This window comes from Stenotrophomonas panacihumi, from assembly GCF_001431645.1.
Lineage (GTDB): Bacteria > Pseudomonadota > Gammaproteobacteria > Xanthomonadales > Xanthomonadaceae > Stenotrophomonas_A > Stenotrophomonas_A panacihumi.
This window is the reverse complement of the sequence record NZ_LLXU01000094.1, coordinates 1-13,718: the sequence shown is the minus strand read 5'-3', so window position 1 is coordinate 13,718 and position 13,718 is coordinate 1. Positions and strand designations below refer to the sequence as shown.

Genomic DNA, 13,718 nt, shown 5'->3' with positions numbered 1-13,718 from the left:
CGTCTTCCATCCTTCCAACTTCAACCTTGCCTTTGCTCTTCCGGTTGCGGCTGAAGCCGCTCGTGCGTTGGCGCGCCTTGGGCACCGGCTTTGGCTTGTGTCGTCCGGTCGAGGGGATTTGGAGGGTCTGCGGGGAGGGCGCCCTTTCGGGACCGTTGGCGACATGGATGTCGCCGACGAGCCCCCATGGATGGGTTCACGGCGTGTCCCGAAATAGCCCCCGCCCCGCAGGCCGCGCGCAGACCACAGGCAGCCGACCCACATCGAAGGCCAAGCAAAAAAACACAAGCACAAACCCCACCAAGCCGGCCGCAGGCCAAAAAATCCCGCTATCATTCGCCCGCCCCAGGTGACCCACCGCGCCAAAGCGCGGCAGGTTTAAACGGGAATCCGGTGCGACACCACGAGGTGTCAATCCCGGAGCTGCCCCCGCAACGGTAGGCGAGAGAAGGTCCGCAACACAGCCACTGTGCAGCTGCATGCATGGGAAGGCGCGGACTGGCAGGCGGAACCTTCCGCCCGCGCTCGCGAGCCCGGATACCGGCCCGGAGCGGCGTGACATGCGGTGGGCGATGTCATGGGGCCGGGCCTTCCCCGTCACCACCATACCCTCCTTCCGCCTGTCGTTTTCCATCGTTTCCGCGCGGGCAGGCGCGGTCTAGGAGTGTTTCAGTGCATCGCCATGTGTCGTTGTCCCGTCGCCATGTTCTGGCGGCGTCGTTGGCCTGTTCGTTGTTCCCCGCCGCCTCGGCCCTCGCCGACGAAGCCCCCCGCGACCTGGACCAGGTCGTCGTCACCGCCTCGCGTACCGCCCAGACCCAGGACCAGGCCCTGGCCCCGGTCACCGTCATCGACCGCGCCGACATCGAGCGCCGCCAGCCGCAATCGCTGCCGGACCTGCTGCGCGGCGAAGCCGGCATCTCGCTGGCCAACAACGGCGGCGCCGGCAAGGCTACCTCGCTGTTCCTGCGCGGCACCGAATCGGACCATGTCGTCGTGCTGATCGACGGCGTGCGCGTCGGCTCGGCTACCTCCGGCGGCGCCGCGCTGCAGGACATCCCGGTCGAACAGATCGACCGCATCGAGATCGTCCGCGGCCCGTTCTCCAGCCTCTACGGCTCGGAAGCCATCGGCGGCGTCATCCAGATCTTCACCCGCCGCGCCCGCGGCCCGTTCGAGCCGAATGTCGCGCTGAGCGTCGGCAGCGACAACGCGCGCCGCTACAGCGCCGGCCTCTCCGGCCGCAGCCAGGGCGACCTCGGCGAATACGGCGGCTGGTATGCGGTGCAGGCCGTGCATGACGAAACCGACGGCATCAACGCCTACACCAACACCGCCTCCAGCTACTACGACCCGGACCGCGACGGTTACCGCAACGATTCGCTCGGCGTGCAGGGCGGCTGGCGCTTCAACCGCCAGTGGGATGCCGAGGTCAACGCGATGCGCGCCGAAAGCCGCAACGAATACGATGGCAGCGTCGACAACCTGTCCAAGGGCGTGGAGCAGGTCGTCGGCGGCCGCGTGCGCTATGCCCCCACCGAGGCCGTCAAGCTCACCGCCAGCGCCGGCACCAGCAGCGAACTCAGCGACACCTACCTCGACGGCGTGTACTCCTCCACCTTCGATACCCGCCGCCAGGTCGGCTCGCTGCAGGCCGACATCGACGCCGGCCCCGGCCTGCTGACCGTCGGCTTCGACTGGCAGCGCGACGAGATCGAGAGCAGCGAAACCTACGATGCCGACCACCGCATCAACCGCGGCGGTTTCGCGCAGTGGCAGCAGGCCTTCGGCGCCCAGTCGCTGCAGGCCAGCGTGCGCCGCGACGACAACAGCCAGTTCGGCGGCAAGAACACCGGCAGCCTGCTGTGGGGCTGGAACTTCACCGACGCCCTGCGCCTGACCGCCAGCTATGGCACCGCGTTCAAGGCGCCGACCTTCAACGAGCTTTACTACCCGGGCTACGGCAACCCGAACCTCGGGCCGGAAACCTCGCGCAGCGCCGAACTGGGCCTGCGCGGCGAGCACGGCTGGGGCCACTGGTCGCTCAGTGCGTTCGAAACCCGCGTGGATGACCTGATCGCCTACGACGCCGACCTCGTCGACGACGCCCATCCGTTCGGCCAGCCGAACAACGTGGACAAGGCGCGCATCCGCGGCGCCGAGGGCATCGTGTCGACCGAGCTGGCCGGCTGGCAGCTGCAGACCACGCTGACCTGGCTCGACCCGCGCGCCGATGGCAATACCAACCACGGCAACGTCCTGCAGCGCCGCGCACGCCAGAGCGGGCGCGTGGATGCCGACCGCAGCTTCGGCGCCTTCAGCATCGGGGCCAGCGTGTTCGGCTCGGGCGAGCGCTACGACAACCTCTCCAACACCGCGCGCCTGGCCGGCTACGGCCTGCTCGACCTGCGCGTGGGCTGGCAGCTGGCCGAGGCGTGGAAGCTGAGCCTGTCGGCCAACAACGTGTTCGACCGCGAGTACGAAACCGCGCGCTGGTACGCCCAGCCCGGCCGCAATTACCAGCTGACCCTGCGCTACCATCCGGCGCAGTAACACGGGAGAACCGCCGATGAAGAGCCTGCCACGTCCCGCCGCGCATGCGGTGCTGATCGCGCTGCTGATCGTGATGACGGCCACGCGCTTCCATCATGTCGGCAGCTGGCTGCACCTGCCGGATGCGACGATGGCGGTGTGCTTCCTCGGCGGTTTCTACCTGCGCCGCTACGCCCTGTATGCCCTGCTGCTGGGCGTGGCGGTGCTCATCGACTACGTGGCGATCCGCCAGCAGGGGATGAGCTTCTTCGAGCATTACTGCGTCACCCCGGCGTACTACGCGCTGCTGTTCTCGTACTTCGTGCTGTGGCAGGCGGGGCGCTGGGTATCGTCGCGGCGCGAAGGCGGGCTGGCCTCGTTGGGCCTGGTCTGGCTGGTGGGCGTGGCGGCGGCTGCCGTCTCGTTCCTGATCTCCAATGGCGCGTTCTACTGGTTCGGCGGGCGCTACCCGGAACCGAACTGGAGCCAGTATGTCGCCCGTGCCGGGCAGTGGGGCCCGCTGTTCGTGCGCACCACCGCCACCTATATCGCCGTGGCGCTGGCGCTGCAGTACGCGCTGGTCCGCCTGCGTGGCGCACGTCGCGCGCGGCTGGCGCGGGGCTGAGCGATGAACGAGACCTCGCGCCCGCTGCCGCTCCCGACTCCCGCGGCGCAATGGATCGCCGGCCTGTTGCTCGCCGCGTTGATGATCTGCACGCGCGGCCAGCACTTCGCCTCGGTGAACGCCTTGCCGAGCGCTTCGTGGGCGGTGTTTTTCCTCGCCGGCGCGCTGCTGCGGCCGATGTGGACGCTGCCGGTGTTCTTCCTGCTCTCCAGCGCGCTGGATATCGGCAGCCTCGCCGCCGGCACCATCACCGACTGGTGCATCTCCCCGGCGTACTGGGCACTGGCGTTTGCCTATGCCGCGCTGTGGCTGGGTGGCCACGTGTATGCGCGGCGCCTGCACGACGGCAGCTGGCGCAGCATTCCGCGCCTGGCGCTGGCCCTGGTGGCGACGGCCACCGTGGCCTACGTGCTCTCCAAGGGCGGTTACTACTTCTTCTCCGGCCACTACCCGCAGGCCGATCTCGCCGGCTTCCTCGCCCGCGTACCGCATTACTACCCGCGCTCGCTCGGCACGATGGCGGGCTATGTCGCCGTCGGCATGGCGCTGGTCGCGATCGCGCAGCGGCTTGCCGCGCGACGCCCCGACGGAGCCCTGGCATGAACGACACCCCGCCTCGCGACGAGGACGCGCACTACCGCGAGCGCGCGCAACGCAAGAAGGAACTCATCGACCGCCGCATCGCCCGCGCCACCATCGACCGCGGCGTGTTCGTGCTCAACACCGGCAACGGCAAGGGCAAGAGCTCCTCGGGCTTCGGCATGCTGGCGCGCTCGCTGGGCCACGGCTTGCAGTGCGGCGTGGTGCAGTTCATCAAGGGGAGCTTTGCCACCGGCGAGGAAGCGTTCTTCCGCCGCTTTCCCGATCAGCTCGATTACCACGTCATGGGCGAGGGCTTCACCTGGGAAACCCAGGATCGCGCGCGCGACATCGCCGCCGCGCAGGCCGCCTGGGAGGTGGCGCGACGCATGCTGTCCGATCCGGACTACGACTTCGTGCTGCTGGACGAACTCAACATCGCCTTGGTGAAGGAGTACGTGGCGCTGGATGAGGTGATCGCCGCCGTGCGTGCGCGGCCCGAGCGCCAGCATGTGGTCATCACCGGCCGTGGCGCGCCGGATGCGCTCATCGAGGCCGCCGATACCGTTACCGAGATGCGCATGGTCAAGCATGCGTTCAAGGCCGGCATCATGGCGCAGAAGGGCATCGAACTCTGAGCATGCGCAAGCGCCCGGCCCCATGGCGATGAGCCTGCTGCCGTTGCTGGCCACCGGCGCGGGCGCGCTGTTGCTGGACGTGTTGCTGGGCGAACCGAAGCGCGCGCATCCGCTGGTCGGCTTCGGGCGCTGGGCGCAGTGGCTGGCCGACCACCTTTACCGCGACCATCGCGCGGCCGGCGTGCTCGCGTGGGCATTGGCGGTACTGCCGTGGGTGGGCGTGGCGGCTGTCGTGCAATGGGCCCTGTGGCGTTGGTCGCCCTGGGCCGCGGCGGCGTGGGCCGCGCTGGCGCTGTATGCCGCGATCGGTCTGCGCAGCCTGGGCGAACACGCGCAGGCCGTGGCTTCGGCGTTGGCGCGGCACGACCTGCCGGCCGCGCGCGAGGCGGTGGGGCGCATCGTCAGCCGCGATACCGGCGCGCTCGATGCGCGGCAAGTGGCCGCCGCGGCGACCGAATCGGTATTGGAGAACGGCAGCGATGCGGTCTTCGCCGCGCTGTTCTGGGGCCTGCTGCTCGGCGCGCCCGGCGCGGTGCTCTACCGGCTCTCGAACATATTGGACGCGATGTGGGGCTATCGCACGCCGCGCTACCTGCGCTTCGGCTGGGCGGCGGCGCGCATCGACGATGTCCTCAACTGGATTCCCGCGCGCCTCACCGCGCTGACGTATGCGCTGCTCGGTGCCACCGCGCCGGCGCTGCGCTGCTGGCGCACCCAGGCGCCGACATGGAAGAGCCCCAACGCCGGTCCGGTGATGGCGGCGGGTGCCGGCGCGCTGCGCGTGCAGTTGGGTGGCCCGGCGCCGTATCACGGGCAGTGGCAGGCGCGGCCGGCGCTGGGTGAGGGCGCACCGGCCAGCGCGGACACCGTGCGCCGCGCCGTGTGGCTGGTGCGTGGCGGTGCGGCGCTGTGGTGCGCGGCGCTCGCCGTGGCCTGCCTCGGAGGCACCACCTGATGCTCGAACATGGCGGACGCCTGCTGCGTGCCGCGCAGCGCACCGGTATCCCGGTGGCGCAATGGCTCGACCTGTCCACCGGCGTCAGCCCGTGGCCGTGGCCGGTGCCCGCGGTACCGGCCAGTGCCTGGCACCGGCTGCCGGAGGAGGAGGATGGATTGATGGAAGCCGCCATCGCCTACTACGGCGCCCGGGCGCTGTTGCCCGTGGCGGGTTCGCAGGCGGCCATCCAGGCGTTGCCGCTGTTGCGCGCCCGCAGCCGGGTGGGTGTCATCGCGCCGGGCTACAACGAGCATGCGCATGCGTGGCGACGCGCGGGCCACGAGGTGGTCACCGCGCCGGCGCAGGCGCTGCTGGCCGATACGGATGCCTTCGATGTGCTGGTGTTGATCCATCCCAACAATCCGGGCGGGGACCACTTCGCCGCCGATGTGCTGCGCCGTGCGCACGCCATGTTGACGGCGCGCGGCGGCTGGCTGGTGGTGGACGAGGCCTTCATCGATGCCACGCCCGAACGCAGCCTGTGTCCTGAAGCGGGCGGCGAGGGCCTCGTCGTGTTGCGCTCGGTCGGCAAGTTCTTCGGCATGGCGGGCGCGCGCGCCGGCTTCGTGTGTGCGTGGCCGGCCCTGCTCGATGCCTTGCGCGAACGCCTCGGTCCGTGGACGTTGACCGGCCCCACGCGTTGGGCCGTGGCGGGTGCGCTCTCCGATCATGCCTGGCAGCAGGCCGCACGGCCGTGCCTGCATGCCGCTTCGCAGCGGCTGGCTGCGCTGCTGCGCGCGCACGGCTTGCCGCCCGACGGCGGCAGCGCTTTCTTCCAGTGGTGCCGCCATCCGCGTGCCGCCGAGCTGCACGAAGCCTTGCAGCAACGCGCCGTGCTGACCCGGCTGTTCGACGCGCCGTCGAGCCTGCGCTTCGGCCTGCCGCCCGACGACGCGGCATTCGATCGCCTCGATAACGCCCTGCGCGGACTGGCCGCATGAGCGCGAACGTGCTGATGGTGCAGGGCTGCACCTCCGATGCCGGCAAGAGCACGCTGGTCGCCGCGCTGTGCCGCTGGCTGTACCGCCGTGGCGTGGACGTGGCGCCGTTCAAGCCGCAGAACATGGCGCTCAATGCCGCGGTGACCGCCGACGGCGGCGAGATCGGCCGCGCGCAGGCGGTGCAGGCGCAGGCCTGCGGGCTGGCGCCGCATACCGATTTCAATCCCGTGCTGCTCAAGCCGCAGAGCGATACGGGCGCGCAGGTGATCCTGCATGGACGCGTCGCCGCCACGCTCGACGCGGTGGCCTACCACGACTACAAGCGCGTCGCCCGCGAGGCGGTGATGGCCTCGCACGCGCGGCTGGTGGCGCGGCATCGCGTGGTGATGGTGGAAGGGGCCGGCAGTCCCGCCGAGATCAACCTGCGCGCCAACGACATCGCCAACATGGGCTATGCGGAGGCGGTGGATTGCCCGGTGATCCTGATCGCCGACATCGACCGCGGCGGCGTGTTCGCGCATCTCGTCGGCACGCTGGCGCTGCTGTCCGAGACCGAGCGCGCGCGCGTGGCGGGCTTCGTCATCAATCGCTTCCGGGGTGACCTCGCGCTGCTGCAACCCGGGCTGGACTGGCTGGTGCGCGAGACCGGCAAGCCCGTGCTCGGCGTGCTGCCGTACCTGCATGGCCTGCGGCTCGAAGCGGAGGATGCCTTGCCGCGCGAGCAGGCCGCCAAGCCGCAGGCCCGCCTGCGCGTGGTGGTGCCGGCGCTGCCGCGCATCAGTAACCACACCGATTTCGACGCGCTGGCCGCGCATCCGCAGGTCGAACTGCGCTTCCTCGGGCCCGGCGAGGCGATGCCCGCGTGCGATCTCGTCATCCTGCCCGGCAGCAAATCCACCCGCGCCGATCTTGGCTGGCTGCGCGCGCAAGGCTGGGACGCGGCGATCGCCCGCCACCTGCGTTATGGCGGCCGCCTGCTCGGCATCTGTGGCGGCTTCCAGATGCTCGGCCACGCGCTGCGCGACCCGGACGGCCGCGACGGCGCGCCCGGCCACGGCGAAGGCCTGGGTTGGCTGGACATGCACACCACGTTCGCCGCCGGGAAGCAGCTGCGTACCACGCACGGCCGGATGCGCCTGGCCGACGTCGCCGTGCGCGGCTACGAGATCCACTGCGGCGTGAGCGAAGGCGCGGCCTTGCAGCGTCCCTTCGCGATCCTCGAGGAAGGTCGCCACGATGGCGCGATCTCCGCCGACGGCCAGGTCATCGGCACCTACCTGCACGGTGTCTTCGATGCGCCCGAAGCGCTGGCCGCGCTGCTGCGCTGGGCCGGGCTGGCCGACGCGCAGCCGCTGGACCTGGAGGCACTGCGCGAACAGACCCTCGAACGCCTCGCCGACATGGTGGAAGCCCACCTCGATACCGCGGCATTGTCCGGCCTGCTGGACCTGCCGCTTCCTTCACCACGGAACATGACGCCCCATGCATGAACTGATCCTCGGCGGCGCCCGCTCCGGCAAGAGCGCGCTGGCCGAACAACGCGCCGCCGACAGTGGCTTGTCGGTCACCTATATCGCCACCGCGCAGGCGCTCGACGCGGAGATGTCCGCCCGCATCGCCCACCACCGTGCGCGCCGTCCGCAGCGCTGGGAATGCGTGGAGGAGCCGCTGGCGCTGGCGGCCACGCTGCGCGTCCATGCCGCGCCGGACCGCTGCATCATCGTGGACTGCCTGACGTTGTGGCTCGGCAACCTGCTCGGCGAGGCGGACGCGAGCCGCTTCCAGCGCGAGCGCGACGCCTTGCTGCACGTGCTGCCGACGCTGCCCGGCCGCATCCTGCTGGTCAGCAACGAAGTGGGGCAGGGCATCGTGCCGATGGGCGAGCTGAGCCGGCGTTTCGTCGACGAATCCGGCTGGCTGCACCAGGCATTGGCAGCGCAGTGCACGCGCGTGGCGCTGGTGGTCGCCGGGCTGCCGCTGTGGCTCAAGGGAGCGGCGCCGTGACGGCGTGGTGGGATGCCGAACCGGCGCGGCCGGATGCCGCCGCCGCGCGCGACGCCACTACGCGGCAGGCACGCCTGACCAAGCCGCCGGGTTCGCTGGGCAGGCTGGAGCCGCTGGTCATCCGCCTGGCCGCGTTGCAGGGGCGGGTGCGGCCGCAGGTCGATACGGTATGGATCGCGGTGTTCGCCGGCGACCACGGTGTCGCCGCCGAAGGCGTCTCGGCATTTCCGCAGGCGGTGACCGGCGAGATACTGCGCAACTTCGCCCGCGGCGGCGCGGCGATCTCGGTATTGGCGCGCGCGCTCGATGCACGGCTGGAGGTGGTCGATCTCGGCACGGTCAATGACATCGGCCCGATGCCCGCCGTGCGCCGCGCGCGCATCGCCACCTCGACCGCGAACTTCTGCAGCCAGCCAGCGATGAGCGACGAACAACTCGCCGCCGCGTTGCAGGCCGGTGCCGACAGCGTCGCCGCCGCGCGCCAGGCCGGCGCGCAGCTCTACATCGGCGGCGAGATGGGTATCGGCAACACCACCGCCGCCGCCGCGCTGGCCTCGGCGCTGCTGCGCCAGCCACCCGAATGGCTGGTGGGCGCGGGCACCGGGCTGGATGCACAGGGCGTCGCGCACAAGGCCGCGGTGATCGCCCGCGCGCTGGCGTGGCATGCCGGCGACCACGCACCGATGGAATGGCTGCGCCGGCTCGGCGGATTCGAGATCGCCGCGCTTGCCGGCGCGTGCCTGGCCGCCGCGCATGCAGGTATCCCGGTGCTGGTGGATGGCTTCATCGTCAGCGTGGCCGCGCTGGTCGCCGTGCGCCTGCAGCCCGGCGTGCGCGAGTGGCTGCTGTTCTCGCACCGCTCGCAGGAGAACGGACATGGGGCCGTCCTGGACACGCTCGGCGCCGAACCCCTGCTCGACCTCGGCCTGCGGCTGGGCGAAGCCAGCGGCGCGGCGCTGGCGGTACCTTTGCTGCGGATGGCCTGCACGCTGCACGCGCAGATGGCAACGTTCGAGGAAGCAGGAGTCTCCGAGGCATGACGGGCGAACCCCTCATCGAATTGCTGCGCCATGGTCATACCGGCCAGCGCAGCTACCGCGGGCAACTGGACGATCCGCTCAGCGAGCAGGGCTGGGCCCAACTGCGTGCGACCGCCGCGACGGGCACCTGGGATGCCGTGGTGTCCTCCACGCTGCAACGCTGCGCAGCCTTCGCCACTGAATTGGCTACCCAGCGCGGCCTGCCCCTGCGCCTGGACGCGCGCCTGATGGAATACCACTTCGGCGATTGGCAGGGCGTGCCGATCGAGGACATCGACCGCGATGCCGGTCCGGCGCTCGGGCGCTTCTGGGCTGACCCGGTCGATCATCCGCCACCGGGCGGCGAGCCGTTCGCCGCGTTCCGCGGCCGGCTGTCCGCCGCGCTCGACCAGATCGCCGCCGACCACGCGGGCAGCGGACGGCGCGTGCTGGTGGTGACGCATGGCGGGGCGATCCGCGCGCTGCGCTGCATCGCCGAAGGGCGGCCGTTCGGGCAGATGGTCGAGATCGAAGTACCGCATGCCTCGCTGCACCCGCTTGCCTGGCCACCGGCGGACGCATGATCGACGGACTGCTCGTCGCGTTGGGCTTCCTCACCCGCATTCCGGTGCCGGCAGGGGTGTTTGCACGCGAGGGCGCGCAGGCACGCTCATTGCCCTGGTACCCGCTGGTCGGGCTGGTCGTCGGCATCGTGCTGGCATCGCTGGCGTGGGCGCTGCAGCACAGTCCGCCGTTGTTGCTTGCCGCCCTCGTGGTGGCCGCGTGGGCATGGCTGACGGGCGGGCTGCACCTGGACGGCCTGGCCGATACCGCCGATGCGTGGATCGGTGGCATGGGCGACCGCGAGCGCACGCTGGCCATCATGAAGGACCCGCGCAGCGGCCCGGCCGGCGTGACCGCACTGGTGCTGGTGCTGCTGTTGAAATTCGCCGCGATCGCGAGCCTGCCTGGGCCGGCGCAGTGGCCGGCCTTGGTGCTCGCGCCGCTGCTCGGCCGCGCCGCGCTGACCGCCGCCTTCCTCTCCACGCCGTACGTACGCACGGGTGGCATGGGCGCCCCGTTGGCGGGTGCCTCGCGGCTGGCTTGCGGGCTTGCGCTGCTGGCCACGCTTGCGCTGGTGGCCTGCGTCGGCCGTCGTGCGGTGATCGCCCTGCTGGTGGTCTTCGCGGTGTTCTGGCTATGGCGCCGTGCCTGCATGCGCCGGCTCGGCGGCATGACCGGCGATACCTGCGGCGCGCTGGCCGAGGCGGTCGAGGTCGCGGTGCTGGTGGCGCTGGCGTTGTAGCGGCTGGCGCGCATCGCGCAAGATCGGTAACGCGCGCGCGCACGGCGAGGGACACAGTGCGCGCACACCCACCCGGAGCCGCCCCATGCGCCAGACCGTCCTGCACCGCCATGCGCTTGGCATCGAACGCGTCGTCGCCCACCTGCGCGAGCGCATCGAGCCGCCGCACGCGTCCTTGCCCGACCTGGAAGAACTCGCCGCCATCGCGCATCTGTCGCCGTTCCATTTCCACCGCATCTATCGCGCGCTCACCGGCGAGACGGTGGGCCACACGGTCGCGCGCCTGCGATTGAGCGTGGCGTTGCGGCGGCTGGGGGAAGGCGCCAGCGTGACCGAGGCCGCGATGGCCGCCGGATACGACTCGCCGCAGGCGCTGGCACGCGTATTTCGCGCGCGCCTGGACGTGACGCCGGCCAGCTTGCGCGGCGACGCCTATGCGGTCACCCCGCTGCTGCAGCGCCTGGCCGGGCCCGATGTCGCCGTGCGCGATGCCGCCGCGTCCCCCTTGCGCGTCACCGTCCAGGACGTCGCGCCGTTCGAGGTGGTGGTGCTACGCCAGCGCGGCGCGTTCGAGGACCTGGATCGTGGCTTCGGCCGGCTGTTCGGCTGGGCGATGCAGGCCGGTTTGGGCGAACGCCTGGAGCGCCTGGTGGGCGTGCCGCTGGTCGATCATCGCGACGTGGCGCCGCGCGAACACCTGTTCGACTGCGCGATGGCGTTCGGCGATGGGCTGGCGATGCCGCCGGCGCCGATGTCGCTGCGCACGCTGGGCGGCGGCGAACATGCGGTGCTGCGCCACGTAGGTCCGTACGAAGGCCTGGAGGATGCGCTGGACCGCCTGCTCGCCGAGTGGTGGCCCGGCAGCGGCCGCGAACTGCGCGACGCGCCGGTGTTCCACCACTATCTGGATGATCCGGAGGAAGTGCCGGCGCCGATCCTGCGCGCCGACCTCTACGTGCCGCTCGCCCCGTAACCGCGCGACTCAGGCCGCCGGGGTCGGTGCCGGCGGTACCTGCCGCAGGGCGCGGTAGGGCGGGGTGGAGAGGATCATCTCGGTCAGCGAATGCGCCAGCTCGCGTTCGGCCAGCACCGCGCCGTCGGCGCCGTGCTCCAGCAGGTATTTCACTTCCGCGTCGCTGTGCGCGCGCGCCAGCAGCGTGAGCGTGGGGTTCAACGCGCGCAGCTTGGTGAGCGTCTCGCCGGCTTCCAGTGGCTGCGGGATCGCCAGTACGGCGATCTTCGCGCGCTGCGGGTGCGCCTCGGCCAGCACCTTGTCGGCCGCCGCGCTGCCGCGGATGGCCGGGATGCCGGCGGCGTGCGCGCGCTCGACGTGGTCGCGGTTGTCGTCGATCACCAGCACCGGCACGCCGCGGTCGCGCAGCAGCGGGGCCAGCGCGCTGCCGACGCGTCCGTAGCCGATGACGATGGCATGGCCTTCGGTGGGCAGCGGCGGGCCGGGTGGCAGGTCGGTTTCCGCGGGCTGCGGGGCTTCCTGCGCCTGCTTGGCCTGCCAGCGGTCCAGCCAGGTGAACAGGAACGGGTTGGCGATGATGGACAGCAGTGAGCCGGCGAGGATCAGGTCGCGCCCGGTCTCGGGGAGGATCGCCAGGCCCACGCCGAGACCGGCGAGGATGAAGGAGAACTCGCCGATCTGCGCCAGGCTCACCGAAATGGTCAGCGCGGTGCCGGTGGGGTGGCCGAACGCGCGCACGATGAAGAACGCGGCGACCGACTTGCCCACGGTGATGGTGAGGAAGGTGGCCAGCACCTGCCACGGGTGTTCGATCACGATGGACGGGTTGAACAGCATGCCCACCGAGACGAAGAACAGTACGGCGAAGGCGTCGCGCAGCGGCAGCGAGTCGTTGGCGGCCTTGTGGCTGAGTTCCGATTCGTTGAGCAGCATGCCGGCGAAGAACGCGCCCAGCGCGAAGGAGACGCCGAACAGCGTGGCCGAACCGAACGCCACGCCCAGGGCGATGGCCAGCACGGCGAGGGTGAACAGTTCGCGCGAGCCGGTGGCGGCGATGCGGGCGAGGATCCACGGAATGGCGCGGCGGCCGACGAGCAGCATCACGGCGACGAAGGCGGCCATCTTGAGCAGCGTCCAGCCCACGGCCATGGCGATGGCCAGCCCGCCGCCGCCGTGGTCGCCGCCCATGGCGCTGGCCAGCGCGGGCAGCAGCACGAGGGCGAGCACCATCACGAGGTCTTCGACAATCAGCCAGCCGATGGCGATCTTGCCGCGCTGGGTTTCCAGCAGGCGGCGTTCTTCCAGTGCGCGCAGCAGCACGACGGTGCTGGCGACGGACAGGGCCAGGCCGAACACCAGGCCATTGAGCCACGGCCAGCCCATGGTCCAGGCCAGGCCCCAGCCGAGCAGGGTGGCCACGGCGATCTGCACGACGGCGCCGGGGATGGCGATCCACTTCACTTCCAGCAGGTCTTCCAGCGAGAAGTGCAGGCCGACGCCGAACATCAGCAGCATGACGCCGAGTTCGGAGAGCTGGTTGGCGAGGTCCTGGTTGGCGACGAAACCCGGGGTAAAGGGGCCGACGACCATGCCGGCGACCAGGTAACCCACCAGCGGCGACAAACGCAGTTTGTTGGCCAGCGCGCCAAGAATGAAGGCGACGGCGAGGCCGACGGCGATGATGTCGATGAGGCTGGTGTCGTGGTGCATCGGCTCGAACGGGGACTTGGGGTTCGAGTTTCGCTGATGAATGCGGTGGGTGGCAAACAGAGAGGGGGCTTTTTTTGGCCTGCGGCCGGCTGGATTGGTGTGCTGCTTGGTGGTGGTTTGTTGGCCTTCGATGTAGGTCGGCTTGCAGGGAACCCTGCACGGCCTGCGGGGGCGGGGCCCTTTCGGGACACGCCGTGAACCCATCCCTGGGGGCTCGTCGGCGACATCCATGTCGCCAACGGTCCCGAAAGGGCCCCCCCCCCGCAGACCCTCCAGATCCCCTCGACCGGACGACACAAGCCAAAGCCGGTGCCCAAGGCGCGCCAACGCACGAGCGGCTTCAGCCGCAACCGGAAGAGCAAAGGCAAGGTTGAAGTTGGAAGGATGGAAGACG

The 13,718-nt window shown here is 70.7% G+C and carries 13 protein-coding genes and 1 riboswitch; of the genes, 12 read left to right on the top strand and 1 reads right to left on the bottom strand.

All coding sequences use genetic code 11. The features are described 5' to 3' along the window. The first annotated feature begins 330 nt into the window (after positions 1 to 330). A riboswitch (cobalamin riboswitch) is annotated at positions 331 to 563 on the top strand. A gap of 127 nt (positions 564 to 690) precedes the next feature. The 12 genes from btuB to ARC20_RS12245 all read left to right on the top strand — a co-directional run bounded on the left by btuB (position 691) and on the right by ARC20_RS12245 (position 11,614). After that, the gene (btuB, locus tag ARC20_RS12300) at positions 691 to 2,553 is read left to right on the top strand and encodes a TonB-dependent vitamin B12 receptor (RefSeq protein WP_057647536.1); all 1,863 of its coding nucleotides are present in this window, start codon (positions 691 to 693) and stop codon (positions 2,551 to 2,553) included. A 16-nt stretch (positions 2,554 to 2,569) separates the two neighbouring features. Next, positions 2,570 to 3,157, top strand: coding sequence for a hypothetical protein (locus ARC20_RS12295; protein WP_057647532.1), 588 nt, complete (start codon positions 2,570 to 2,572; stop codon positions 3,155 to 3,157). A gap of 3 nt (positions 3,158 to 3,160) precedes the next feature. Then, positions 3,161 to 3,760, top strand: a complete 600-nt coding sequence (locus ARC20_RS12290) for a hypothetical protein (RefSeq protein ID WP_057647530.1) — start codon at positions 3,161 to 3,163, stop codon at positions 3,758 to 3,760. Then, positions 3,757 to 4,374 carry a cob(I)yrinic acid a,c-diamide adenosyltransferase gene (gene cobO / locus ARC20_RS12285; protein WP_057647528.1) on the top strand — a complete coding sequence of 206 codons (618 nt, stop codon included), beginning with the start codon at positions 3,757 to 3,759 and terminating at the stop codon, positions 4,372 to 4,374. The genes ARC20_RS12290 and cobO overlap by 4 nt, the downstream gene beginning before the upstream one ends. Positions 4,375 to 4,402: 28 nt before the next feature. Continuing rightward, positions 4,403 to 5,329: an adenosylcobinamide-phosphate synthase CbiB gene (gene cbiB, locus ARC20_RS12280; RefSeq protein ID WP_057647533.1), complete on the top strand. Its 927-nt coding sequence runs from the start codon at positions 4,403 to 4,405 to the stop codon at positions 5,327 to 5,329. Beyond that, positions 5,329 to 6,312, top strand: a complete 984-nt coding sequence (gene cobD, locus ARC20_RS12275) for a threonine-phosphate decarboxylase CobD (protein WP_057647526.1) — start codon at positions 5,329 to 5,331, stop codon at positions 6,310 to 6,312. Before cbiB ends, cobD begins: the two co-directional genes overlap by 1 nt. Beyond that, positions 6,309 to 7,802 (top strand): cobyric acid synthase, encoded by a 1,494-nt coding sequence (locus ARC20_RS12270; RefSeq protein WP_057647524.1) that lies wholly within the window; start codon positions 6,309 to 6,311, stop codon positions 7,800 to 7,802. Before cobD ends, ARC20_RS12270 begins: the two co-directional genes overlap by 4 nt. Next, positions 7,795 to 8,316, top strand: coding sequence for a bifunctional adenosylcobinamide kinase/adenosylcobinamide-phosphate guanylyltransferase (gene cobU / locus ARC20_RS12265; RefSeq protein ID WP_057647522.1), 522 nt, complete (start codon positions 7,795 to 7,797; stop codon positions 8,314 to 8,316). The genes ARC20_RS12270 and cobU overlap by 8 nt, the downstream gene beginning before the upstream one ends. Next, positions 8,313 to 9,356 carry a nicotinate-nucleotide--dimethylbenzimidazole phosphoribosyltransferase gene (gene cobT / locus ARC20_RS12260; RefSeq protein ID WP_057647519.1) on the top strand — a complete coding sequence of 348 codons (1,044 nt, stop codon included), beginning with the start codon at positions 8,313 to 8,315 and terminating at the stop codon, positions 9,354 to 9,356. The genes cobU and cobT overlap by 4 nt, the downstream gene beginning before the upstream one ends. Further along, positions 9,353 to 9,919, top strand: a complete 567-nt coding sequence (locus ARC20_RS12255; RefSeq protein ID WP_057647517.1) for a histidine phosphatase family protein — start codon at positions 9,353 to 9,355, stop codon at positions 9,917 to 9,919. Before cobT ends, ARC20_RS12255 begins: the two co-directional genes overlap by 4 nt. Further along, positions 9,916 to 10,641, top strand: a complete 726-nt coding sequence (locus ARC20_RS12250) for an adenosylcobinamide-GDP ribazoletransferase (RefSeq protein ID WP_057647516.1) — start codon at positions 9,916 to 9,918, stop codon at positions 10,639 to 10,641. The genes ARC20_RS12255 and ARC20_RS12250 overlap by 4 nt, the downstream gene beginning before the upstream one ends. 85 nt (positions 10,642 to 10,726) lie before the next feature. Continuing rightward, positions 10,727 to 11,614 carry an AraC family transcriptional regulator gene (locus tag ARC20_RS12245; RefSeq protein ID WP_057647513.1) on the top strand — a complete coding sequence of 296 codons (888 nt, stop codon included), beginning with the start codon at positions 10,727 to 10,729 and terminating at the stop codon, positions 11,612 to 11,614. A 9-nt stretch (positions 11,615 to 11,623) separates the two neighbouring features. Here ARC20_RS12245 and ybaL read toward each other — a convergent pair whose 3' ends face one another. After that, positions 11,624 to 13,324, bottom strand: coding sequence for a YbaL family putative K(+) efflux transporter (gene ybaL, locus ARC20_RS12240; protein WP_057647512.1), 1,701 nt, complete (start codon positions 13,322 to 13,324; stop codon positions 11,624 to 11,626). Between the last annotated feature and the right edge of the window lie 394 nt (positions 13,325 to 13,718).